Origin of the sequence: Micromonospora sp. NPDC005215 (genome assembly GCF_040607915.1) — a bacterium.
Classification (GTDB): domain Bacteria; phylum Actinomycetota; class Actinomycetes; order Mycobacteriales; family Micromonosporaceae; genus Micromonospora.
Window position 1 is genome coordinate 24308 of the sequence record NZ_JBEXHQ010000053.1, and the last position, 21599, is coordinate 45906.

The 21599-nt window shown below is 70.9% G+C and carries 18 protein-coding genes; 8 read left to right on the forward strand and 10 right to left on the reverse strand.

All coding sequences use genetic code 11. From position 1 onward, the window contains the following. Positions 1 to 5973 (forward strand): DUF4011 domain-containing protein, encoded by a 5973-nt coding sequence (locus ABZU25_RS29045; RefSeq protein ID WP_355032543.1) that lies wholly within the window; start codon positions 1 to 3, stop codon positions 5971 to 5973. Positions 5974 to 5987: 14 nt separating this feature from the next. Here the strand turns inward: ABZU25_RS29045 and ABZU25_RS29050 are convergent, their stop codons facing one another. Then, complete coding sequence (locus ABZU25_RS29050; protein ID WP_355032544.1) at positions 5988 to 6395, reverse strand: hypothetical protein; 408 nt, start codon at positions 6393 to 6395, stop codon at positions 5988 to 5990. Between the two features lie 154 nt (positions 6396 to 6549). Here ABZU25_RS29050 and ABZU25_RS29055 point away from each other — a divergent pair, with 154 nt between their 5' ends. Then, positions 6550 to 7017, forward strand: a complete 468-nt coding sequence (locus tag ABZU25_RS29055) for a hypothetical protein (RefSeq protein WP_355032545.1) — start codon at positions 6550 to 6552, stop codon at positions 7015 to 7017. A 34-nt stretch (positions 7018 to 7051) separates the two neighbouring features. Here ABZU25_RS29055 and ABZU25_RS29060 read toward each other — a convergent pair whose 3' ends face one another. The 4 genes from ABZU25_RS29060 to ABZU25_RS29075 are packed head-to-tail and all read right to left on the reverse strand — an operon-like array spanning position 7052 to position 9183. Next, the gene (locus ABZU25_RS29060; RefSeq protein WP_355032546.1) at positions 7052 to 7336 is read right to left on the reverse strand and encodes a hypothetical protein; all 285 of its coding nucleotides are present in this window, start codon (positions 7334 to 7336) and stop codon (positions 7052 to 7054) included. Continuing rightward, positions 7336 to 8481 carry a WXG100 family type VII secretion target gene (locus ABZU25_RS29065; protein WP_355032547.1) on the reverse strand — a complete coding sequence of 382 codons (1146 nt, stop codon included), beginning with the start codon at positions 8479 to 8481 and terminating at the stop codon, positions 7336 to 7338. The genes ABZU25_RS29060 and ABZU25_RS29065 overlap by 1 nt, the downstream gene beginning before the upstream one ends. Next, the gene (locus tag ABZU25_RS29070; protein ID WP_355032548.1) at positions 8478 to 8798 is read right to left on the reverse strand and encodes a type VII secretion target; all 321 of its coding nucleotides are present in this window, start codon (positions 8796 to 8798) and stop codon (positions 8478 to 8480) included. The genes ABZU25_RS29065 and ABZU25_RS29070 overlap by 4 nt, the downstream gene beginning before the upstream one ends. Beyond that, positions 8785 to 9183, reverse strand: a complete 399-nt coding sequence (locus ABZU25_RS29075) for a YbaB/EbfC family DNA-binding protein (protein ID WP_355032549.1) — start codon at positions 9181 to 9183, stop codon at positions 8785 to 8787. Before ABZU25_RS29075 ends, ABZU25_RS29070 begins: the two co-directional genes overlap by 14 nt. Positions 9184 to 9353: 170 nt before the next feature. Between ABZU25_RS29075 and ABZU25_RS29080 the strand changes: the two genes are divergently transcribed. The 3 genes from ABZU25_RS29080 (at position 9354) to ABZU25_RS29090 (ending at position 14657) form a co-directional block, all read left to right on the forward strand. Further along, the gene (locus ABZU25_RS29080) at positions 9354 to 11288 is read left to right on the forward strand and encodes a Na+/H+ antiporter NhaA (protein ID WP_355032550.1); all 1935 of its coding nucleotides are present in this window, start codon (positions 9354 to 9356) and stop codon (positions 11286 to 11288) included. Positions 11289 to 11574: 286 nt separating this feature from the next. Then, positions 11575 to 12792 (forward strand): MFS transporter, encoded by a 1218-nt coding sequence (locus ABZU25_RS29085; protein WP_355032551.1) that lies wholly within the window; start codon positions 11575 to 11577, stop codon positions 12790 to 12792. A 74-nt stretch (positions 12793 to 12866) separates the two neighbouring features. Continuing rightward, a complete protein-coding gene (locus tag ABZU25_RS29090) occupies positions 12867 to 14657 on the forward strand; it encodes a gamma-glutamyltransferase family protein (RefSeq protein WP_355032552.1) in 1791 nt (596 codons plus the stop codon). Positions 14658 to 14666: 9 nt separating this feature from the next. On the opposite strand, the gene ABZU25_RS29095 is transcribed toward ABZU25_RS29090, so the two are convergent. From ABZU25_RS29095 to ABZU25_RS29110, 4 genes are read right to left on the reverse strand one after another with little or no spacing between them, the layout of a single operon-like run. Further along, positions 14667 to 15293: a response regulator transcription factor gene (locus ABZU25_RS29095; RefSeq protein WP_355032553.1), complete on the reverse strand. Its 627-nt coding sequence runs from the start codon at positions 15291 to 15293 to the stop codon at positions 14667 to 14669. Beyond that, the gene (locus ABZU25_RS29100) at positions 15290 to 16528 is read right to left on the reverse strand and encodes a histidine kinase (RefSeq protein WP_355032554.1); all 1239 of its coding nucleotides are present in this window, start codon (positions 16526 to 16528) and stop codon (positions 15290 to 15292) included. The genes ABZU25_RS29095 and ABZU25_RS29100 overlap by 4 nt, the downstream gene beginning before the upstream one ends. A 5-nt stretch (positions 16529 to 16533) precedes the next feature. Then, positions 16534 to 16986 (reverse strand): ABA4-like family protein, encoded by a 453-nt coding sequence (locus tag ABZU25_RS29105; protein WP_355032555.1) that lies wholly within the window; start codon positions 16984 to 16986, stop codon positions 16534 to 16536. Further along, positions 16983 to 17909: a hypothetical protein gene (locus tag ABZU25_RS29110; protein WP_355032556.1), complete on the reverse strand. Its 927-nt coding sequence runs from the start codon at positions 17907 to 17909 to the stop codon at positions 16983 to 16985. Before ABZU25_RS29110 ends, ABZU25_RS29105 begins: the two co-directional genes overlap by 4 nt. 167 nt (positions 17910 to 18076) lie before the next feature. Here ABZU25_RS29110 and ABZU25_RS29115 point away from each other — a divergent pair, with 167 nt between their 5' ends. Together ABZU25_RS29115 and ABZU25_RS29120 are read left to right on the forward strand one after the other, a co-directional pair. Beyond that, entirely contained in the window at positions 18077 to 18826 is a 750-nt protein-coding gene (locus ABZU25_RS29115) for a glyoxalase (protein WP_355032557.1), read from the forward strand. Positions 18827 to 19031: 205 nt separating this feature from the next. Then, positions 19032 to 20204 carry a beta-propeller fold lactonase family protein gene (locus tag ABZU25_RS29120; RefSeq protein ID WP_355032558.1) on the forward strand — a complete coding sequence of 391 codons (1173 nt, stop codon included), beginning with the start codon at positions 19032 to 19034 and terminating at the stop codon, positions 20202 to 20204. Between the two features lie 63 nt (positions 20205 to 20267). Here ABZU25_RS29120 and ABZU25_RS29125 read toward each other — a convergent pair whose 3' ends face one another. Beyond that, positions 20268 to 20612 (reverse strand): DUF1330 domain-containing protein, encoded by a 345-nt coding sequence (locus tag ABZU25_RS29125; protein ID WP_355032559.1) that lies wholly within the window; start codon positions 20610 to 20612, stop codon positions 20268 to 20270. Between the two features lie 120 nt (positions 20613 to 20732). Here ABZU25_RS29125 and ABZU25_RS29130 point away from each other — a divergent pair, with 120 nt between their 5' ends. Then, complete coding sequence (locus ABZU25_RS29130; protein WP_355032560.1) at positions 20733 to 21545, forward strand: helix-turn-helix transcriptional regulator; 813 nt, start codon at positions 20733 to 20735, stop codon at positions 21543 to 21545. The last annotated feature ends 54 nt before the right edge of the window (positions 21546 to 21599 follow it).

Sequence of the window (21599 nt, forward strand, 5' to 3'; positions counted from 1 at the left end):
ATGTCCGACAGCGTCTTCGCGCAGTTCACCGCCGCCGACGACCAGCTCGAAGTCGGGCTGCTCGTGCAGCCGGCGATCAACGCCGCCCTGGTGCACAACCGGGTGCCGCTGGTCCGTCACCTCACCCTGGTCAATCGGGGCGCGGTGCCGCTGACCGACGTGACGTTGACGCTCGAACTGCGAGGCCCGGACGGCGCGCTGACCGAACCGTGGACCCGCACGCTGACCGCGCCGTTGCGGCCGGGGGCGAGCACGAGCTGGGACGACTTCCGCGACTTCACGCCCGACCGGGTGCTGCTGTACCGCACCGACGAGGCGTTCCCGGTCGACTACACCCTCCGGGTGCGGGCGCAGGAGCAGACACTGCGGCTGGTCGCCCCGTCGAGGGTGTTGGCGCACAACGAGTGGTTCAACAGCCCCGCCCTGTACGACAGCCTGGCGGCCTTCGTACAGCCGAACACACGGGCGGTGGAGGCGGTGCTGCGGGCTGCCGCGCAGCTCCTGCTGGCGAGGACGGGCTCCGGCTCGTTGCAGGGCTATCAGGAGGGTTCGGAGCGAGCGGCGCTGATCGCCGGCGCTGTCTACGAGGCGCTGCGCCAGCTGGAGATCACCTACCAGACGCTGCCGGCGTCGTTCGAGAACACCGGCCAGAAGGTACGGACGACAGCCGCCGTCCTGGATGGGCGACTGGGCAACTGCCTCGACCTGTCCGTCACGTACGCCGCATGTCTGGAGGCGGCGGGTTTGCATCCGCTCATCTTCGTCAGCGCGGGGCACGCCTTCGGTGGCTTCCTGCTCGCGGAGGAGCGGCTCGGCTCGGCCGCGGTGACCGAGACCAACCTGCTGATCTCGATGGTCGACTCCGGTCGGGCCGTGCCGGTCGAGCTGACCCGCGTCGGGCCGGGCGCGCAGTCGGCGACCTTCACCGAGGCGGTACGCGTCGGGCTCGGCCACTTCCGCGGCGACGGCGAGCGCATGCAGGGTGTCGTCGACGTGCACCTGGCCCACCGCTCGGGGATCCGCCCGTTGCCGTCGGCCGACGAGCTGGTCGCGCCCGCCGCGGTCGACGCCGAGGCGACGCCAGAGATAACAGCGTCCCTCGACCTGCCACCCGGCGTGGCCGCCGCGAAGTTGCGTCAGTTCGCCGACGACGGCGAGGAGGTGCCGCAGCAGTCCGACGGGTCGCCGGCCCGGATCCAGCAGTGGAAGAAGTCGCTGCTCGACCTGAGCCTGCGCAACCCGCTGCTCAACCTGCCCAAGCGCGGGCGTGGCCTGGACCTGCACGTGCCGGCGGGTGCGCTGGCGCTGCTGGACGACCTGATCCACGACGGCAAGCAGGTGCAGGTCATCCCGCAGGACAACATCAGCCACGTCCACGAGCTGGCCGGGGCACGTCGGGCGCAGGACCTCGACGCCGAGATCCTGACCCGGGAGCTGCGCACCGACCGGCGGGTGTACGGCGCGGTCACCGACGCCCGGTACAAGACGGCGATGCGCGCGCTGCAGCGCGAGGCGCGCACGATGGAGCAGGAGACGGGCAGCAACTACCTCTACCTGACGATCGGCACCCTTGTGCACACCAAGGCGACCGGGGGAGAGGCGTACGCGCCGCTGTTCCTCCTACCGGTACGCATCGAGGGTGGCAGCGGCCGTCGCCCGTACGCGATGGTCATCGACGGCACCGAGGTCGCCAGCCCGAACCACTGCCTGATCGAGTGGTTGCGGGTCAAGCACAGCGTGCGGATCCCGGAGCTGGAGCGGCCGGTCCTCGATGAGCACGGCATCGACATCGCCAAGACCCTGGCCGCGATCAACACCGGGTTGCTCGACAACCGGCTCAACTACCGTATCGACGAGACCGCCAGCCTCCGCCTGTTGCAGTTCTCCACCTTCCAGATGTGGCGGGACCTCACCGACCACTGGCTCCGGTTCATGGAGAACCCTGTCGTCCGGCACCTGGTCGAGTCCTCCGGTGCCACCTTCGACGACCCGGCCCGTCCCGACGACGCCGAGGTCATTGTCGACGAGGCGGACCTGCACCTGCCCATCCCCGCCGACGGGTCGCAGATGCAGGCCATCGTGCGCGCCGAGCGCGGCCACTCCTTCGTCCTGGAGGGCCCGCCCGGCACCGGCAAGTCCCAGACCATCACCAACATGATCGCCCGGGCGGTCGGCGCCGGCCGGTCGGTGCTCTTCGTCGCCGAGAAGCAGGCCGCGCTGGAGGTGGTGAAGCGTCGCCTCAAGCAGATCGGCCTCGGGCCGTTCGCCCTGGACCTGCATGGGCGCAAGCAGTCCCTCAACGCGATCCGCCAGCAGCTGCGCGACGCCCTCGACCAGTACGACCAGGGCGGCGACGGCACCTGGACGGCTGTCGAGACGGCCTACCGGACGCGGCTCGCCCCGCTGGCCGAGTACCCGGCCCAGGTGCACACCACCAACCCCGTCGGGATGTCGCTCTGGTCGGCCTACGAGCAGACCCTGGCGTACGGGGACGGCGCGGTCGCCCCGATCCCGGTGGCCTACCTGCACGCACCGGCCGAGGCGCGCGCCCAGGTCGAGACGACACTGCGGGAGTTCCCGGCGGCAGCCCGGTCGGCCCGACTGCGGGCCGCGCACCCGTGGGCGCTCAGCGGCTGTCGCACACTGGACGGGTTGCACGGCGCCGCGGTCACCGAGATCGCCGGTGAGCTGGAACGCCTCCGCGCCGACCTCGCCGCGTACCCCCGCCTGGTCGAGCTGCTGCGGACACTGCCCGCCCCGGAGACCGTGAGCGAGTTGCAGGCTGGCGCCTGGCTCGCCGTACGCGGACTGCTGCCGGACCGACCGACCACAGTGCACGCCACCGACCGACGCTGGGACGAGGCGATGGCCCGGCTCCAGGCGGACCTGGCGGCCTTCCGGCAGGGCTTCGCCGGTGAGCTGGGCACCTTCCGGCCGGACGTGTTCGCCCGACCGGAGCTGACCGCCTGGCACGGTGCGGCCCAGGAGGCGGCGAAGCGGTTGTTCGGCAAGCGCAAGCGCCGCCAGGCCATCGCGGACCGGTTGGCCGTGCATGTGGTCGCGAGTGCCCCGCTCGACGTGGAGCAGATGGAGGTGCTCACCGGCCGGCTGGTCGCAGCCCAGGCGCAGGCCGCCGCGCTGCACCACCACCTGCAGGGGCTCGGTGGGCTGCGGCTGTCACGGTGGCTGCCCACGGACCCCGACTCGCAGGAGCGGCTGGCGGAGGCGATCGAGGCGACCCGGGTTGGCCGGACGCTGCTGAGCCAGCACCCGCAGGCCTGGGAGCTGTTCCAGAGCGCATTCGCCGATGTCGACGCGGCAGTGCTCGACAGGTTCGCCTCGCGGTGGCGGGCCTGGCGCGGGGTGCTGCGCTCCGGCGGGCCGGAGCTGACCCTGTGGGCCGCCGGTTCGCACTGGACCGACGCCTGGCAGCGCGACGGTGCAGCCTGGCTGCACGAGCTGCAGGCCGAGGAGTTGTTCCCGCTGCGCCGATGGGCGACCGTCCTGGCCCACGCCGACGTGCTCGCCTCGGCCGGTATCACCGACTACCGCGACCAGCTGCTGCGCGCCGAGGTGCCCGGTCACCTCGCCGAGGAGGTCTACCGGCGGGGAGTCGCGACGGCGTCCCTCGCCGAGCGGGTACGGGCCGGAGGCCTGCAGTACTTCGACCCGGAACTGCACGACGACGAGATCAGCCAGTTCGAGGCGGCCGCCGGCGAGCTGCGGTCCGCGCTGCCGACGCAACTGCCGTCGGTGCTGGTCCGTCGCCGCCCCTTCAGCCCGACCGACCGGCGCGGCCGCTTCGCCGACTTCGCGGCGGAGCTTCGCCGTAAGCGGGGCGGACGGTCCTTCCGGGAGCTGTTCGAGCAGTACCCGGACGCGGTGCTCGCACTGACCCCGTGCGTGCTGGTCAGCCCGGCGTCGGCGGCGAACTTCCTGGCACCGGGCAGCCAACGCTTCGACCTTGTCATCTTCGACGAGGCCTCGCAGATCCGCGTGGCGGAGGCGATCGGCGCGATGGGTCGGGGCAGCGCCGTGGTGGTGGTCGGCGACTCCCGGCAGATGCCGCCGAGCAGCATCATGCAGGCCAGCCACAGCGTGGACGAGGTCGACGAGGGCAACGGCCCGGTGCCGGAGGACCTGGAGAGCATCCTCAGTGAGGCCGTCGAGTCGGGGCTGCCGCAACGCTGGCTGTCCTGGCACTACCGCAGTCACGACGAGTCGCTCATCGCCTTCTCCAACCGCTACTACTACGACAACAAGCTCTCCAGCCTCCCGTCGCCCGGCGCCGCCAGCTCGGCGGGCGTCAGCTGGCGGCGTGTCGAGGGCCAGTACGACCGGGGCGGCTCCCGCACCAACGAGGTCGAGGCACGGGCGATCCTCGCGGACATCACCCGGCGGTTGCACGACCCGGCGACCGCCACCCAGTCCGTCGGCGTGGTCACCTTCAACATCCAGCAGCGGGACCTCATCCTCAACCTGCTGGAGGAGAGCACCGATCCGATCATCCGCGAGCAGCTCTCCGGTGCGGTCGCGGAGCCGATCTTCGTGAAGAACCTGGAGAACGTGCAGGGCGACGAGCGGGACGTCGTCCTGTTCTCCCTGGCCTTCTCCACCAACCTGGAGACCGGCCAGCTCCCGCTGAACTTCGGCCCGCTCAGCCAGGCCGGCGGCGAGCGGCGGCTCAACGTGGCCATCACCCGTGCCCGCCGCCAGGTCGTTCTTTATTCGTCCTTCGACCCGTCCGACATCGACCTGTCCCGTACGTCCGCGCTGGGCACGCAGCACCTGCGGGCGTACTGCGAGATGGCCGCCGCCGGAGCGGAGCGCCTGGGCGACCTCGCCACCGACCGCACCGAGCGGCGTAGCCGGGTCCGCGAGGAGGTGGCCGCGGCGCTGCGCGACCGCGGTCACGAGGTCCGTACCTCGCACGGCCTCTCCGACTTCACAGTGGACCTCGCCGTACGCAGACCAGGCTCACCACGGTGGCAGGTGGCCGTCATGCTCGACGGCCCGGACTGGAGCGCACGCCCGACGGTGGCCGACCGGGATTCGGCGCCCGCGCTCCTCCGTTCGATCATGGGCTGGCCGGAGGTCGTGCGGTTCTGGCTGCCGGCGTGGATCCACGACCGGTCCGTGCTGCTCGACCGGGTCGACGAAGCGGTCAGCCGGGCTGACGTCCCCACGACCGCCGAGCCGGAGCCCGAGTCGTCCGCGGTCACAGAGGGCATCGACCTGCCGCGGCCGCGCCCCGTAACGGACGTGGAGCAGCCACGCTCGGCACCGGCCACCGAGGTGCCACAGCCGCGTCTCGGGGCGGACGAAGAGCCGCTCCTGAGCGCGTCGGCGCCACCCGTCACCGCACTCGCCGCGCTGCCGGTCACGGCGGCCTCGGACGCTGACACCATCACGGTGAGCCCATTCGTTCCGTACGTGCCGGCCTCGCTCGGCGACCAGGCAGACCTCGACCTTCTGGCCACCGATCGGCGGGTACGTGATCTGATGCGGACCGCGCTCCGCGAGATCATCGAGGCGGAGGGGCCCATCGAGCAGCACCGGCTCGCACGCCTCGCCCTCGCCCGGTTCGGGTTCCTCCGGACCCGGGAGGACCGGCGTAACGCTGTGCTGTCGCTCGTCGACTCCCGCCGCCTGTATCCGCACCCGACAGTGAGCCGGTACGCCTGGCCCGAGGGCGTCGACCCGCTGACGTACCGCGCGTACCGGGTCACCCAGGCGAGCAACGACCGCGCGTTCGAGGAGGTGCCACCCGAGGAGGTGGCCAACGCCTTCGTGCACGTACTAGAGGGCGTGCCGAGCATGGACGAGGAACGGCTGCTGCGCGCCGGCCTGGATCGGCTCGGCTACCGCCGCCGCACCGAGAAGATCGACAAGCTGCTCCGGTACGGGCTGCACGTCGCCGTGACCGGCGGTCGCGTCCGCTTCGACCAGGAGGGCCGCCTCACCCTCGGCTGACGAGAGCGTCCGGATCAGACGTGACCGCCGTGGAGTGCTTGGGCGTGGATGCCGGCGACGACGCTGGTGTTGTGTCGTTCGACGGCACGGGCCGCGAGGAGGGGACCGAGGACCAGGTACGCGATCCAGGTCAGGGGCATCGTTACGAGGCCGATAACAGCGAAGATGAGGAGGACGTTGATCCAGAAGAGCCCCCAGAAGGACAGCATCAGAATCACGCCGTGAGCCGTCCGGCCGGCATACAGGTTGCCCACACCGAAGATGCCGAAGAGGCCCAGGACCAGCTCGAGGGCGATGGCAGCACCGGCAGATTTCTGCGGTACGAGCACCGCCTGAGGTCCGACGTACACCGGCTGCACCAGAGCCGGCAGGCGCTCGGTCGGCGGCAGTTGCCACTGTTGGTAAGGGTCGGGATGAGTCACCGCACGAGTCTCGCGTGGGGACGGTCGACGAGTCACCCGCCGTTTGGTTCCGTGCACCGGCTGCAAGGGCCGGCCGCACGTCCGTGTGGCCACGAGGACATCCGACTTCAGCGGGCCAGCGAGTCGCTGGGGCACCGTCGATGGGAGACAGGCGTTGCGCTATCAGATCCACTTCGAGCGGGAACTGCCCGCCGAGGCGTTGCGCCGATTTCTGCGCGAGGTCTACGGCATCGCGCCGGACGCGGTCTACGTGGGGCGGATCGCGGACCGGGCGGTCGACGACCCTCGGCCGGTCGTCATGCTCAATCCTCCGGACGAGGACGAGGAGTTCGGCTGGATCCTGACCGGTGACAATGAGCTCGCCGACGCCACTGGTCAGGATGAACGAGAGCTTGCGGAAAATCTGGCCCGGACCTTCGGCGTGCGGGCGTTCGTCGACGACGGTGGCATCTACCCCGATCGGTGGGTGTTGGTCAGCGCCGACGGCAGCAGTGGTCGGGTCCTGACCGACGAGGACGCCGCGGCCGACGGGCACCTGCGGGTCGTGCACGCCCTCGAACCGATAAGTGGAGAGCCGCACCTCGCTGTCGTACCGCCGCCGGACTGGGCCCGTGACTGGTGAGAACCGAGGAAACCGCACCCGGGTTGCCGGATTCCTACGTCGCGAGACGGTAGTCGGGGATGCCACGGTTGCGTTCCTCTGTCGGATCCTCCGTCGATCGGGCGGTGACTCCAGCCGGAACAGGGGCACGGGACACGTAGATCCCCTCCGTGCAGGTGTCGCACCAGAACGAGACGTAGCCGTATTCAGCTGCGGGTGGTGCCGTGAAGACGATCCGTAGGGTTCGGTGACCGCAGTTCGGGCAGGCAAGATCGGACGTCGAGGGCAGCGCGCGGTATACGACGTCGTATGCCGTCAACCACTCATCGAACGTGGCCATCAGTCCACTCCTTCCGGCCTGACCGAATGGTTGGTCCACCACTGTTCCTCATGGGCGTAGGCCCGATCCTCGAATGCGTCGATCTCATGACGGGTGGCCGGGTACGGGCGCCCCTGGCGGAGCTCGGCGACATGGAAGCGCTCATGTTCGAGCGTACGGGCCAGGTCCTCCTCACTGCGGAAGGCTTCTCGGCATAGCATGACCGACTCGTCAGGCTTCGTCAGTCCGCACACACCAGAAACCCGATTGTTGATGGTGAGCCGGATGTCGGAGGTATCAATCCCGTACTTGGCGGCGAGGGTCGTTACCGCCTCCATCCTCATCGGCATTCGCGGACCAGTTCCGCGACCGCGAACCCGACTGAGGTCGCCCGGGTCTGCCCCCGCATGCTGGAGTCGCCCCAGCGCCTGCTTGAGTTTCTCGATGAGGTCGCCGAGCCTGCGTACCTCCGGGATCAACCGCCGCAGACTGGCCAGCAGGCCCCGCAGCAGCCGCGCGATCCGCGCCCCCCACGACGCCACCAGCGTCGTGACCTGCTCCACGACCAGCGGTGCGGCCAGTCCGCCGGTGACGACGAGTTCGCCCGCGTACACGATGAGACGGGACACGCAGGTGGCGATGGCGTCGCGGACCAGGAGCCGGACGGCGGCCACCAGGCCGGCGGTGCCTTCGGTGATCGCGGCCATGGTGTCGGCGCCCTGGGCGAGGCCGGTGATCGCCTGCTGTTGTTCGCCGGCCCAGGCGCGGTAGGCGGGGCCGGCGCTGCCGCCCCAGCCGGCGACGTCGTTGCGGACGGCGCGGGTCAGCGCGCCGGCCTCCTCGCGGAGCGATGCGGCGACGTTGCGCCAGGTCTGGGCGTGTGCGGTGATCTGCGCCGGGTCGCCGGCGAGCCAGTCCAGCGCCTCACTGAGCGGCTTGACGTGCTCGATGAGCCAGGCGATCCCGTACTGGAGGAGGGCGCCGACCGGGTCGGAGACGAAGGCGAGGGCGTCCAGGCCGGCGCTCACCACACCGAGGCTGCCGTCGATCCAACTGCCGTTGCGGACGCCCTGAGCGATGAGTTCGATGTCCTCGCAGATCCACACACCCGCCCAGGCGCTGGGCGGTGTGTCCGCCGCGGCGGCGACAAGAGGATTGGACGTCACGGGCGCTGCCGCACCCCGTCGAGCAGTTGCTGGGCGTGGGCGTCGGAGTGTCGGTAGTGCTCTGCCCCGGCCCGCAGCTTGCCGGCGGTGTCCCGCACCGACGCGGCGGCGGCGCCGATGCCGTCGACCAGGGTCCGCTGGAGGCCGTCGAGCAGTGTCGGCATCAGCGCGCAGAGCTGACCGTACGCGTCGGTGCCCAACCGAACGTGCTGAGCTGCCTGTTGGGCGGTGCCGAGGCTGCCGGCGCAGAGAACGAGGCGGGCGGCGTGGGCGGTCAGGTCGTCGGGGTCGACGTGGATGCCGTCACCGGTCGGCATCGCTCGAACCCTGGTCACCGGCCAGCCGGCTGCGGTACGAGTCGACGATGGCCCGGGCGCTCGCGTCGTCGCCGAGGAACTCCACTGTCAATTCGCGGACCTGGCGCAGCAGGTCGGTGCGCGCGGCTCTGGTGGTCTCCAGGATCTGCTGGGCGGTGCGCGCGGCGGGTTGCTGCCGGATGCGTTCGTCGAGCCGTAGGCCGATCAGCAGGCCGGAGCACTCGACGGTGACATCGACCGTCCGGTCGGTGTTGCGGGCGGTGCCAGTCAGCTCCTGCATCCTCGCCGACAGAGTCTTCGCCCGTTCCGCCCGCTCGGCGAGCGACGACTCCCATTCGTCGAGCCGGCGTCCGGCCGCTTCGAGCGCAGCGTCGTCCGCCCACATGTTGACCCTCCCCAGGGGACCACCGCCAACGGCAGCCGGCGGGATCACCGGCACGTTACCAACTGGTGGCGCTCCGTGCATGCCCCTGAATGGGGAGGGACGCCTCACCGACCATCGCCAAGTGCCCCAATCCGAACCACGTGACGATCCGGTCAACGAAGATTGTCTCCGTGACGAGCAACAACACGCACCGGGGATGGAGCAGCCGGACCGCCTGGGAGGGGCGGTTCAACGCTCCGCTGCGCGCGTTCCTGCGCACCGAGACCGGCGGTGCCCGGGTGGTGCTGGTCGCCGCGGTGGTGGCTCTCGGCTGGGCCAACCTGCACATGTCGTCGTACGAGTCGGTCTGGAGCACGTCGTTCTCGGTCCGACTCGGCGACTGGTCCCTGGCACACGACCTGCGTACCTGGGTGAACAGCGGCCTCATGACCTTCTTCTTCCTGGTAGCCGGGCTGGAGTTGCGCCGCGAGTTCGACATCGGCGAGCTGCGGGAGCGGCGTCGACTGGCGTTGCCGATGCTCGCCGGGTTCGGCGGCATGCTCCTGCCGATCGCGATCTATCTCCTGATCAACGCCGGGCGCACCACGGCCGGGGGTTGGGGAGTGGTGATGGCCACGGACACGGCGCTCGCGCTCGGTGCGCTGGCTGTCTTCGGGCCACGCTTCTCGGATCGGCTGCGGGGTTTCCTGCTGACCGTCGCCGTCGTCGACGACGTGGTCGCGATCGCGGTGCTGGCCATCGCGTACCCGCATCATCCCTCGCTGTCGGCGCTGCTCATCGCAGTGGTGATCTTCGGTGTCGTGCTGCTCGTCCGGGCCTTGGGTGTGCAGTTCGGGCCGGTCTACGCGCTGCTGGGGGTGGCCGCCTGGGTGGCGGTCTCGGAGTCCGGTGTCGACCCGGTCGTGGTGGGTCTGGTGATGGGGTTGCTGTCCTACGCCTACGCGCCCGGCCGCGGCGACCTGCAACAGGCGAGCGACCAGTTCCGCCTCTTCCGGGAGCAGCCCACCCCGCAGCTCGCCCGGATGGCGCGGGCCGGGCTCACCTCGGCGCTGTCGCCGAACGAGCGGCTCCAGAGCATCTACCACCCGTGGGCGAGCTACCTGGTCGTACCTCTCTTCGCGCTGGCCAACGCCGGGATCGTGATCGACGGCGACCTGCTGGCCCGGGCCGTGGTCTCGTCGGTCACCCTCGGCGTCGTGGTCGCGTACGTCGTCGGTAAGCCGGCCGGGATCGTGGCCACCTCGTGGTTGGTGGCCCGGCTGAGCGGTAACCGGTTCCGGCCACCCGTCGGCTGGGTCGCCGTCGCGGGGGTCGGCACGGTCTCCGGCATCGGGTTCACCGTCGCGCTGCTCATCGCCACCCATGCCCTGAGCGGACCGGCCCTGGACGAGGCCAAGCTCGGCATCCTCGTCGCGACAGTTGGTGCGTCCCTCGTCACCTGGCTGGTGTTCCGTGCTGTCGAGCGACTGTCGCCGGCACGGCGTGCGCGGGCGCTGCTGGGCGTCACCCAGGGAATCGTCGACCTGATGCTGCCGGTCGACCCGGAACGCGACCACCTGCGCGGGTCGCTCGACGCGCCGGTGACGGTCGTCGAGTACGGCGACTTCGAGTGCCCCTACTGCGGGCAGGCCGAGCCGGTGGTCCGGGAACTGCTCGCCGACTTCGCCAACGTCCGGTACGTCTGGCGGCACCTGCCGCTCACCGACGTCCACCCGCATGCCCAACTCGCCGCCGAGGCCGCCGAGGCGGCGGGGGAGCAGGAAGCGTTCTGGGAGATGCACGATCTGCTGCTCGCGCACCAGGACGCCCTCGACCCCACCGAGGTGCTCGGCTATGCCGAACAGCTCGGCCTGGACCTCGACCGGTTCCGGGAGCACATGGCGAAACGGATGGGCGTCGACCGGGTCGCCGAGGACGTCGACTCCGCCGACCTCAGTGGTGTCACCGGCACGCCGACCTTCTTCATCAATGGCCAGCGGCACCATGGCGCGTACGACATCACAGCGCTTTCGGCGGCGGTGAAGGGGGCGTTCGCCAGTGCGAAGCTCCGTCCCGAGTACCACCCTCGACCTCCCGGACGGCGCGAGGGCGGGCCGGCGAGTTGACCGTGCCGGCCGGCCTTGTCGGGGCGAGCGGAATCGTTCACGACATCACTGACCGGGCTGCGGGCTTCCGGACGGGTAGCGCCGGCCGGTGGCTCTGAACCGAGCCGCGTCCGCGGGTGTCGGTGGCCACCGCCGGGTGGCGGGGCGGGGCTGCCCGTACGCCACCTGATGAGGGGCGTTTAGGGCCGTTGTCGCACCTGCGCGGCGGGCCAGGACCCATGCTGCACGGGGGGACAGGAGCCGCGATGGCCCGCCGTAGGGGCGTCCGAGCCCGAAGGGACCGATCATGTCCAACGCCAGCCGTGCCGATGGCGCAACGACACGGTCGGGCTTCACGTCCGGCGCGGTGCGGGTCGCGTTCGCCTTCTGGATCACGCTGGTGGGCACCACCGTGCCGACTCCGCTCTACCCGCTCTACGAGATGGAGTTCGGCTTCGCGTCGTTGACCGTGACAGTGGTCTACGCGCTGTACGCGTTGGGCGTGGTCGTCGGGTTGCTGGTCTTCGGTCGACTCTCCGACCAGATCGGCCGACGCCCGGTCATCCTCGTGGCGCTGCTGCTCTCGGTCGCCGCGGACGCCGTGTTCCTGGCGGCCGTGGACCTGGCGATGATCATCGTGGGTCGGATCCTGGCCGGTCTGTCCGCCGCGCTTGTCATCGGCGCGGCGACCGCGGCGCTGGCCGAGTTGATCAGCCCGCGGCATCCGAAGCGTGCCGCCACCGTGTCGATCTTCGCGAACCTGGGCGGCCTCGCCACCGGCACCCTGCTCTCCGGGATCGTGGCGGACGTGGCGCCCGACCCGCTGCGGCTGCCCTGGGTGATCGTGCTGGTCCTGGCGGTGATCGCGATCATCGCGTTGCGCGGCGTACCGGAGACAATGCGGGAGCGCTCGCCGGTGACGCTGCGGGTGCAACGGTTGTACGTGCCGGCGAACATCCGCGGCGCCTTCGTCCGTTCGGCGATCACCGCTGGCGCGGGGTTCGCCGCGCTCGGGGTGCTCACGTCGGTGAGCGGGCTGTTCCTCGGCATGGTCCTGCACGAGACCTCGCACACCCTGGCCGCGCTTGTGGTCTTCGTGGCGTTCGCCGGTGCCGCGTTCGGGCAGTTGCTGACCCGCGTCCTGTCGCAGCGCGCCGCGCTGGCCAGCGCCTGCGTCGGTCTGATCGTGGGGGCGGGCCTGCTCGCGTTCAGCATGTGGATGGCGTTGCTGGGGACGCTGGTGATCAGCGCGACGATCATCGGGGTGGCGTCCGGGGTGGCGGTCGGCGACGGCATCGCGACGATCACGATGAAGACCGAACCGCGGCATCGGGCCGAGGCGGTGTCGACCTTCTTCGCCATCCTGTTCGCCATGCTCGGCGTGCCCGCCGTCGGGGTGGGCCTGCTGATCCAGGGCACCGGTCTGCGTCTCGCCGGCGAGGTCTTCAGCGCGGTGGTGGCGGTGCTCGCCCTGGTCGTCCTGCTCAGTCTCGTCCGCGGCGGCCGACCCCGGCCCGCGCACTGAGCACCGGCCCGGCCGCTGTGCGGGCTTACCCGGAGGTCTTGCGTTCGCACCGCGGATCCGAGTGAGGTGTGGTCATGACCTTCACCACCCGGCCCACGCTTCACGGCACCTTCGGCATGGTCTCCTCGACGCACTGGCTCGCCAGCCAGTCGGCGATGGGCATCCTGGAACGCGGCGGCAACGCCTTCGACGCGGCGGTCGCCGCCGGGTTCGTCCTGCACGTTGTCGAACCGCACCTCAACGGGCCGGGCGGCGAGGTGCCGGCCATCGTGGCCACCGCGAAGGACCCGAGGCCGAAGGTGCTGTGCGGGCAGGGTCCCGCGCCGGCCGGTGCCACCATCGCGCACTTCCGGTCCCTCGGGATGGACCTCGTCCCGGGCGCCGGACCGCTCGCGGCGGCCGTACCCGGCGCCGTCGACGCCTGGCTCCTGCTGCTGCGCGACCACGGCACGCGCACCCTCGCCGAGGTGCTGGAGCCGGCCATCGGCTACGCCGGCGCCGGACACCCGCTGGTGGGCCGGGTCGGTGCCACAGTGGCGGCCGTCCGGTCGCTGTTCGAGGACCACTGGCCCACCTCCGCCGCGCTCTGGCTGCGGGGCGGCCGGCCACCGGCGGCGGGGGAGTTGGTCGCCAACCCGGCGTACGCGGGCACCCTGCGCCGGCTGGTCGAGGCGGGAGAGGCGGCCGGCGCGGACCGGGAGGCGCAGATCGAGGCCGCGCGCCGGGCCTGGAGCACGGGTTTCGTCGCCGAGGCGATCGAGACGTTCAGCCGGCAGCCGTTCCAGGACTCCAGTGGACGGCCGCACGCCGGGCTGGTCACCGGCGACGACCTGGCCGCGTACTCGGCGACCTGGGAGGCGCCCGTCACCCTCGACTGGCACGGCTACTCGGTGGCGAAGACCGGTTTCTGGGGCCAGGGTCCGGTGTTGCTGGAGACGCTTGCCACCCTGGACGCGCTCGACGATCCCGGGGCGTACGACCCGGCGACCGCGGCGGGTGTGCACGCCCAGGTCGAGGCGCTCAAGCTCGCCTTCGCCGACCGCGAGGCCTGGTACGGCGACGGCGTCGACGTGCCCGGCACGGCGCTGCTCTCCCGGGAGTACGCGCGCGAGCGGGCGGCCCTGATCGGTGATCGCGCGTCGGCGGAGTTGCGGCCGGGGCGTCCCGACGGGGCGCGGCCACGCCTGCCGGCCCACGTCCGACCCGATGCCGCGCGGCGGGCACCCGCGACGGATCCCACGACGGGGGAGCCGACGGTGCGGGCCGACGGGGTGACCCGTGGCGACACCTGCCACGTGGACGTGGCCGACCGTTGGGGCAACATGATCTCCGCGACCCCCAGTGGTGGCTGGTTGCAGAGTTCGCCGACCATTCCGGAACTCGGCTTCCCGCTGGGCAGCCGGTTGCAGATGTGCTGGCTGGAGGAGGGGCTCGCCTCCTCGTTGGCGCCGGGCCGTCGACCGCGTACGACGTTGAGTCCGACGATGGTGCACCGCGACGGCGAGCCGGTGCTGGCCTGCGGCACCCCCGGCGGCGACCAGCAGGACCAGTGGCAGTTGCCGTTCCTGCTGCGGCATCTCGTCGCTGGTCAGCCGCTCCAGGAGGCGATCGACGCGCCGGCGTGGCACACGCTCAGCCTGCCGGGGTCGTTCTATCCACGCGACATGGAGCCCGGCGTCCTGGTGGTGGAGGACCGGCTCGACGCGGGCGTGCAGTCGGCCCTGCGGGCGTACGGGCACGAGGTGCGGGTCACCGACGGGTGGAGCCTGGGTCGGCTCTGCGCGGTGACCCGTGATCCGGCGACCGGCGTGCTGTCCGCCGGTGCGAATCCCCGGGGGATGCAGGGCTACGCGTGCGGCCGTTAGGCCGGGCCGTCAGACGCCGCGGGCGAACAGGGCGAGACGGACCCGGTTGGGGCTGCTGGTCTTGGTCATCAGGCTGGTGATGTGGGTCTTGACCGTGGTGACACCGACGTGCAGCCGGTCGGCGATCTCGGTGTTGGACAGGCCGTCGGCGACCAGGTCCAGCACGTCGCGTTCGCGGGCGGTCAGACCCTGCACCAGCCGTGGTGTCTCGGGTCGGGCGTGCACCGCGCGCTTGACGAGACGCCGCAGCACCTCCGGGCTGAACGGGCTGTCACCGACGGCGGCCCGCCGGATGCCGTCGAGCAACTCGGTCGGGGGCGCGTCCTTGAGCAGGAACCCGCAGGCTCCGGCGGTCAGGGCGGGGTAGAGGTGGTCGTCGTCGCCGAACGTGGTCAGCACCAGGATGCGGGTGCTGGGGCGTTCGGCGAGGATCCGGCTGGTCGCGGTGATCCCGTCGACACCGGGCATCCGCAGGTCCATGACGACGACGTCGGGCCGGAGCCGCCCGGCCAGCGGGATCGCCTCACGGCCGTTGTCGGCCTCACCGACGACCTCGATGTCGGGTTGGGCGTCGCAGAGCATGCGCAGCCCGGCGCGGATCAGGTGCTGGTCGTCGACAAGCAGCACCCGGATCACGCCGGCTCCGGCGCGGGTGACCCGGCGGGGGCCGTGCGGTCCCGGGGCGCCGGGGGGCCGGACGGCTCGGCGGCGGGGGCCGGGAGCACGGTACGCACCCGCCACCCCGTCGGGGTCGGGCCGGCCTCCAGCCGACCGCCGAGGACCTCGACGCGTTCGCGCATTCCGGTGATGCCGTGCCCGCCACCGGTCGGCACTTCCGCCGGCACCCCGCCGTGTCCGTTGTCGGCGACCTCCCAGTGCACGGATCCGTCGCGGACGGCGACCGCGAGGTGCGCGAGCGCGGAGGTCCCCGCGTGTTTGGCCACGTTGGTCAGCGCCTCCTGGGTCAGTCGCAGCACCGCCATGCCGCGTACCGCGTCGAGCGAACCGATCGCCGGATCGAGGTCGGCCTCCACAGTGACACCGGCCTGGCGGGCCCGGTCGATGGACGCGCCGATCGCCGCCGGCAGCGCGGCGGGTTCGATCGCGGTCAGCGCCGCGTCACCGCGTACCCCGTCGGGGTTGCGCAGCACCGCGACCAGCCCGCGCAGCTCCGCCAGGGCGGCGGTGCCGGTGCCGTGCACGTCGTCGAACACCTCGCCGACCCGGGGGTCCAGGTCGGTGAGCACGTGCCGGGCCACGCCGACCCGCAGCACCATCGACGCCACGTGGTGCGCGACGACGTCGTGCAACTCGCGGGCGATGGCGCTGCGTTCGTCGGCGCGGGCCGCGCGGCTCTCCGACGCGTGCTGACGTTGCTCGGCCACGGCCCGCTCGACGGCCTGCCGGCTCAGCTCCCGGTTGGTGCGGATGACGAGGCCGAGCAGCACCGGCACGCCAACCTCCAGGGCCAGGCCGACCACACCGGAGGCGACCTGGCTGAGCGTGTCGCCGAGGGAGTCGGTCAGGTCGACCACGACCAGCAGCGCGGTGGCCAGCCAGATGACCCGGGGGCGGTGCGCCCGCATGGTGACCTCGAGCAGCGCCCAACTGGCACCAACCTGGTTGATCGTGAAATCGTCGACCAGTTCGATCGCGACCGCCAGCAGGGCGGCCTGAATCACCAGGTTGACCACCGGCCGACGGTGTGCCGCCAGCGCCACCGCGAACGCGAGCACCGCGAGGATCCACTGCGTCGCGGTGGCGGCGCGGGTGTGGGGGACGACGAGCAGGAAGCCCAGCCCACTGAGGTCGAGCAGCACCATCCGCACGAGCGTGTCCCGCAGGTCGAACAGTCGCCCCAGCCATCGCACGGTGGTCAGCCTAGGTGCTGTGCGCCGGTGGCGGCGGCCGACGGCCGCCGCCACCCGGTCCGGACCGCGAGGTACGCGGCCAGGCCGAGCGGTCCGAGCAGGATGGTCAGCAGCAGCACCGGAGCCATCACCAGCGCCGGCACCCCCCGTTCCCTGCTGTCCAACCACGCCCAGCGCCCGACGAACAGGTCGAACGCGATCATGTGCGCCCAGCCCGCCGCCGCCCCGGCGGAGGTGCCGAGCAGGTCACGTACCCCGGCCAGGGTCGGCGATGTCACGGCCGGCAGCACGTCGCCGAACGCCGGGAGCACCAGTAGCGCGTAGATCACCACGACCGGCAGCACGATCAGCGGCGAGGCGATGATCCGGGCGGTCCACGACCAACGCGGCAGCAGGATCATCAGCGCCCAGAACGGCGCGGCCACCGCGAACGTAAGGGAGAACAGCGTCGCGGTCATGCGGCCAATGCCAGTTCCGGGCGGCGTCGCCGGGCCAGCACCAGCCCGCTGGCGGTCGCCGTCGCGACCACCAGGGCCGCGACCGCGATCAGCGTGCCGGTGTCCGGGCGCAGCAGCGGCTGTCCACGCAGCGCCTGCCAGGTCAACAGCACGGTGAGTACGCCGTACGCGCCGCCGGCGACGACCAGCAGCCGGACCCGGGTGCGCTCGTCCAGCCGGGTGGCGAACCGGCTCAGCAGGATCGCCAGGATCGGCAGGGCCTGGAGGGCGTGCAGCCCCACGAAGTGTCCGATCCGCAGGTCACCACCGGTGGTGCTCCAGCCGACCACGGGCAACCCCGGCCCACCGTCGGGCACCCCGACGCTGTGCGCGCCACCGATCCCCTCGATCCCCGGGTCCTGCATCGGCAGCGTCATCGGCACCGCCGCGAGCATGCCCAGCAGGGACAGGCCGAGGCCCCAGCCGACGGCGGTCGCGGCGACCCGGTCGGGGATCCGCTGGATCAGGACCACGATCCCGATGACGAGGTGGGCGAGGAACAGCACCATGATCGACGCGCCCATCGCAGCGAACAGCGCGGTGTTCAGGGAGGTGCTGTCGTTGAAGTGGCTGGTCTGCCCGCGAAGCACCTGGGCGACGATGATCGCGTTCTCGACGACCGCCACGGCGACGATGACGATGGCCGCCCGCTCGACGGCCCGGCTGCGTCGGGGCAGCAGGGAGAGCATCCAGGCGAGGGTCGCGCCGTACAGCACGAAGGACACCCCGAACTTGAGCGGCTTGAGCCAGATCGGCGCCCCGGTGAGGACGCGTGCGTCGAGGAGGATGCCCACCGCGGCGACGACGGTGAGCACCGTCATCGCGGCTACCAGGATCGTCAGGGGGCGGTTCCAGTGTGTTGCCCGGCGCAGGAAGGTAGTCATGTCTGTAGATGCTGGTGGTCGGGGCGGTCGAGAGCGTCCGACCGGGAGCCCCGGTTGCGGCCGAGGGTCGGAGCGGCCCTCCTCCCTGGGTAGGAGACGAAAATCGGCGGCGCTCGTCGCTGCTGCTGGCACAATGGCCGACCTGCCGAGCGGACGGGGAACGATCAGTGCCGACACATGAGGGCCGGGTCCAGCCGAACGAGACGGCGGTGCCGCTGCTGCACTGCGCGGCGCCGGAGGAGACCCTGGCGTTCTGGCGGGCTCTCGGCTTCGAGGTGGCCTACGAGCAGCTCAAGCCGTACCTGTATCTGGCTTTCAGCTGGAGTGGGTTCCAGCTGCACTACGGGCCGGCGCCGAAGGATCTGGACCCGGCGAAGGAGACGTCCGGTGGCTGCCTGGTGATGGTCGACGCGGTCGCGGCGTACCACGCGGCGTTCACCGAGGCGATGCGGCGCGGCTACGGCAAGGTGCTGGTCAAGGGCCTGCCCCGGATGACCCGCTACCGCGCCGGGGCGTCCCGGTTCAGCATCGTCGACCCGTCGGGCAACACCATCATCTTCATCCAACGGGACGAGCCGAAGGATCTGGAGTACGGCGGATCGTCGGAGTTGGCGGGTCTGACGCGGGTGCTCGACAACGCGCGCATCCTGCGCGAGTTCAAGATGGACGACCGGGCGGCCTACCGGGCGCTCGACTCGGGAATGCGCCGCCGCGCCGAGGACGCTCCGGTCGTCGAGCAGGCGATGGCGTTGGCCGCCCTGATCGAGCTGTCGATCGCGCTGAACAAGACCGACCGGGTGCCCGAGTGGGGTGCCCGACTCCGGGCGCTGTCCCTGCCCCCGGAGCAGCGGACGCAGGTGGCGCAGTACGTCGCCGACCCGACCCTGCTCACGCCGTGGATGCCGCCGGAGCGTTGATCACTTGGCCGCCGAGTTTCATCCCTGTCGGGCTGGCCGTCCGCTTTGCGATATGCCATCTGGGCGCGTACGTCTGCTCATTCCATGGATCGGCACGAAATTACCGCTTTAGGGTAACAGTGCCCTTCACGACTACATCCTCCGATAGCTTTCGAAGTAGAGGAAAACTCGTATTCCTCCCTTCGTGTGCGTAAAGGAGTCAGTGATGAAGCGCAGCGTTGCGCTCGCGGCAGCCCTCCTGGCGGGTCTGGCCAGCATCGGATCGCCCCCCGGGACCGCTCTCGCCGACGGTGGCGGCCCTGGGCACCACGACGACCGCAAGGGAGGTGAATACCACAACGGCGACGAGGGCGCGCTCTTCGTCCAGACCAACAAGGCCGAGGGCAACACCATCAAGGTCTACGACCGCGACGAGGACGGCCGTCTCACCAAGGCGGGTGAGTACGAGACCGGTGGGCTGGGCGGCTTCACCATCGGCGCGCCGCTCGACGCCCTCGCCTCGCAGGGGTCCCTGATCTACCACAAGGGGTTGCTCTTCGCCGTTAACGCCGGCAGCAACACCGTGACCGTCTTCGGTGTCGAGGGCACCAAGCTGCACAAGCTTCAGGTCATCTGGTCCGGGGGCCTGCTGCCGGTCAGCATCGCGGCCCGTGGCGACCTCGTCTACGTCCTCAACGCCGGCGGTGAGGGTTCGGTGCAGGGCTTCGAGCTGCACAAGGGCCGCCTGTCGCGGATCGAGGACGCCAACCGGTCGCTCGGGCTGCACAACGGCAACCCGCCCGCGTTCGGCACCGCCCCGGCGCAGGTCAAGATCGACCCGGACAGCGAGTTCGTCCTGGTGTCGACAAAGGGCGCCAACGTGATGTTCAGCTACGAGATCGGTCGCCACGGTGAGCTGGCCTCGAACCCCGTCATCAGCGACGCGGGGAACACCCCGTTCGGCTTCACCTTCGACACCGAGGACTCGCTGCTGGTCACCGAGTCGGGTGCGAACGCGGTCAGCCGGTTCGAGTTGGAGGACGACGGCACGCTCGACCAGGTCGGGCCGTCGGTGCCCAACGGGCAGCAGGCGCCGTGCTGGATCCAGCGCGTCGGCGACTACTTCTTCGTCGCCAACGCCGGCAGCTCCACCATCAGCTCCTACCGGGTCAACGACGACGGCAAGCTCGAACTCGTCAAGGCCGTCGCCGCCGACACCGGCGGCGGGTCGATCGACATGACCACCAGCGACGGCTTCCTGTACGTACAGAACGCCACCGCCGGCAACGTGCAGGGCTACGAGGTGAACGAGGACGGCTCGCTGAAGCTCGTCACCACCGTGGAGGGCCTGCCGAAGTTCGAGAACGGCATCGGCATGGAAGGCATCGCCGCCTCCTGACCCGTGTCACCCGCTGGTCCCGGTCGCTCGCCGACCGGGGCCAGCTCCCTGTGGTGCGCGGCGCTAGGAACCGTCGGCCCGTCGGATCGCGGCAGCCATCTCCGCTGAACTGTGGTCGGCGTCGACCCCCTCGACGAGGATCACCTCGCCGGCCAGGTGCCTCGTGCGCAAGGGCTTGATCTCCTGGTACGCGCCGGAGTGGTACCAGGAGCGGGCCTTGGTCGAGTCGGGAAACCCGATGACGACCAGATCGCCCGGCCAACTGCCTTCCAGCACCTCGACGGACCCACCGTGGACGATGAACCGACCTTCGAAGGGCGCCAGGGTGGCTTCGATGCGCTCCAGATATTCGAGCACCTCGGCATGGACGGGGGCCCTGCGCAGATGAGCGAGCGCGTACGCGGTCATGATTCTCCGATCGTTGCGGACGGTTCCTTGCCGTCGAGAAGATGATCGCGAGCGCTGGCGCGCGCTGTCGATTACGTCGCAGGTAATGGGCGTACCCGGTGTGGTCACTAGGCTCGGGGGGTGACGACCAGGACCAGGCCGGGCCGACCGGTGGGGCAGCTGCTGCGCGACTGGCGTCGACGTCGCGGAGTGAGCCAGCTCGACCTGTCGATCGAGGCGGGCGTGTCGGCCCGGCATCTGAGTTTCGTGGAGACCGGGCGGTCCCGGCCGAGCCCGGACCTGATCCTGCGGCTGGCGGAGCGGCTCGACATGCCGCTGGCCGAGCGCAACACGATGTTGCTCGCCGGCGGCTACGCCCCCGCCTACCCCAGCCACGAGCTGACCGACCCGGAACTCGCCCCGTTCCGGGCCGCGGCACGGCAGATTCTCGACGGGCACAGCCCGTACCCCGCGGTGCTCGTCGACAAGCACTGGCAGCTCGTCGAGGCCAACCCCGCCGTCGCCCTGTTCACCGCCGACGCGAAGCCTCACCTGCTCGCCCCACCGGTCAACGTGCTGCGGCTCAGCCTGCACCCCGACGGCATGGCCCCGCGAATCCTCAACCTCCCCGAGTGGCGGGCCCACCTGCTCGCACGGTTGCGCCAGCAGGCCGCGACGACAAGCGACCCGATCCTGTCCGACCTGCTCGAAGAGCTTCGGGGCTATCCCAGTGGCGACGACGTCGTGGCGCCGACCAGCCACGACCTGTCGCGTGTCGTCATCCCACTGCGGTACCGCCACGGCGACCGGGAGCTGTCCTTCATCAGCACCACCACCCTCTTCGGCACCCCGCTGGACGTCACCGTCTCCGGGCTGGCCGTCGAGGCGTTCTTCCCGGCCGACCCGGTGACCACCGCCACTCTCCAGCACCCTGTGAAGTCGTGTTCAGAATGAACCGATCGGTCATGTTTTCCGTGATGACGGTCAGGGTCACCCACCAGAGTCACG

What these genes read in the sequence shown, in the direction of transcription:
- ABZU25_RS29090 (WP_355032552.1), top strand. Translation starts at nt 12,867, where the DNA reads ATGACCTTCACCACCCGGCCCACGCTTCACGGCACCTTCGGCATGGTC.
- ABZU25_RS29120 (WP_355032558.1), top strand. Translation starts at nt 19,032, where the DNA reads ATGAAGCGCAGCGTTGCGCTCGCGGCAGCCCTCCTGGCGGGTCTGGCC.
- ABZU25_RS29045 (WP_355032543.1), top strand. Translation starts at nt 1, where the DNA reads ATGTCCGACAGCGTCTTCGCGCAGTTCACCGCCGCCGACGACCAGCTC.
- ABZU25_RS29070 (WP_355032548.1), bottom strand. Translation starts at nt 8,798, where the DNA reads ATGCCGACCGGTGACGGCATCCACGTCGACCCCGACGACCTGACCGCC.
- ABZU25_RS29125 (WP_355032559.1), bottom strand. Translation starts at nt 20,612, where the DNA reads ATGACCGCGTACGCGCTCGCTCATCTGCGCAGGGCCCCCGTCCATGCC.
- ABZU25_RS29085 (WP_355032551.1), top strand. Translation starts at nt 11,575, where the DNA reads ATGTCCAACGCCAGCCGTGCCGATGGCGCAACGACACGGTCGGGCTTC.
- ABZU25_RS29060 (WP_355032546.1), bottom strand. Translation starts at nt 7,336, where the DNA reads ATGGCCACGTTCGATGAGTGGTTGACGGCATACGACGTCGTATACCGC.
- ABZU25_RS29110 (WP_355032556.1), bottom strand. Translation starts at nt 17,909, where the DNA reads ATGACTACCTTCCTGCGCCGGGCAACACACTGGAACCGCCCCCTGACG.
- ABZU25_RS29105 (WP_355032555.1), bottom strand. Translation starts at nt 16,986, where the DNA reads ATGACCGCGACGCTGTTCTCCCTTACGTTCGCGGTGGCCGCGCCGTTC.
- ABZU25_RS29075 (WP_355032549.1), bottom strand. Translation starts at nt 9,183, where the DNA reads ATGTGGGCGGACGACGCTGCGCTCGAAGCGGCCGGACGCCGGCTCGAC.